At 57.5% G+C, this 968-nt stretch carries 2 protein-coding genes and 1 pseudogene; 1 reads left to right on the top strand and 2 read right to left on the bottom strand.

The genetic code is table 11. The features are described 5' to 3' along the window. Positions 1-97: pseudogene (locus U4Z64_RS37310) on the bottom strand (VapC toxin family PIN domain ribonuclease); the annotation flags it as partial. After that, positions 94-339, bottom strand: coding sequence for an AbrB/MazE/SpoVT family DNA-binding domain-containing protein (locus U4Z64_RS37305; protein ID WP_124489703.1), 246 nt, complete (start codon positions 337-339; stop codon positions 94-96). The pseudogene U4Z64_RS37310 and the gene U4Z64_RS37305, both read right to left, overlap by 4 nt. 334 nt (positions 340-673) lie before the next feature. On the opposite strand from U4Z64_RS37305, the gene U4Z64_RS37300 reads away from it, so the two are divergent. Further along, positions 674-968 (top strand): transposase (locus U4Z64_RS37300; protein WP_321822683.1); only part of this gene is annotated, 295 nt, incomplete at its 3' end.

The raw sequence follows: 968 nt of genomic DNA, 5'->3' as shown, positions 1-968 counted from the left end.
CCGACAGGGACTCCATCAGTAGCGTCGCCTTCTTCGCCTGAACCTCGTCGTCTTGCGCGAAGTAGCGGACCAGCACGTTTGTATCCAGTCCGATCATCGCGCCGACGCCCCCTGCTCAGCGATGGCCCGATTCATGTCATCAATCGACACCGGTTTCGCAGGCTTCTTCACAACGCCCTTGAGCGCTACGAGCGAGCGCGTTGCCGGATAGACCTCATACCGGCCTGTCGCCTCGTTGAAGCTGAATTCGATCCGGTCACCGGCCTCCAGGCCAAGTTGATTTCTTACGTCTACCGGAATTGTGACCTGACCCTTTGAAGTGATGGTTGCCGTAGTCATAACGATACCCCCTTATTCCTTACTTTATGGTAAGGATAGTCGAAAAGCAAGGGAGCCACGGACGCATCGCGCTGCCACGAGAACATCGAGTTCCAACGACACAATCCCGAGCAAATTGTCCGGACTATCGCCGAATACATCCCACTCGATTGTCAATCCAGTGGCTGCAGCCTTGCGGGAGCGGCGTTTCCGCGCAGTCATGCGGCGTCGACACCGTCAGCGATACCGAAAATCCCGCCCAGCACTTAGAGACGGTTTCAAAAAGACGCGTAGCTACTGTTAACTTTTCTCTCGACCTGTTAACCTGAGCCGTCGTGACAACCGGATCAGGGAGATGGGCAAGCCGATCATTGACGACGAGTTGTGGAAACTAATCGAGCCACTTCTACCACCTGCCAAGCCCCGTCGGTTCAAGTACCCGGGCCGCAAGCCCGTGCCGAATCGTGCAGCGCTGACGGGCATTCTGTTCGTGCTGAAGACCGGCATTCGCTGGCGCGATCTTCCTGCGGAAATGGGATGTGGCTCGGGCGTGAGTTGCTGGCGTCGGCTGCGGGACTGGCAAGAGGCTGGCGTGTGGGACGCATTGCACGCGTTGCTGCTGACCAAACTACGCGCGGCAAACCAGATTG

Source organism: Burkholderia sp. BCC1996, from assembly GCF_905339955.1.
Classification (GTDB): domain Bacteria; phylum Pseudomonadota; class Gammaproteobacteria; order Burkholderiales; family Burkholderiaceae; genus Burkholderia.
Note: the sequence above shows the minus strand (reverse complement) of the source record. Positions and strands in the feature narration are given on the sequence as shown.

Excerpts from the sequence above, each read along its gene's own strand:
- U4Z64_RS37305 (WP_124489703.1), bottom strand. The coding sequence starts at position 339 with ATGACTACGGCAACCATCACTTCAAAGGGTCAGGTCACAATTCCGGTA.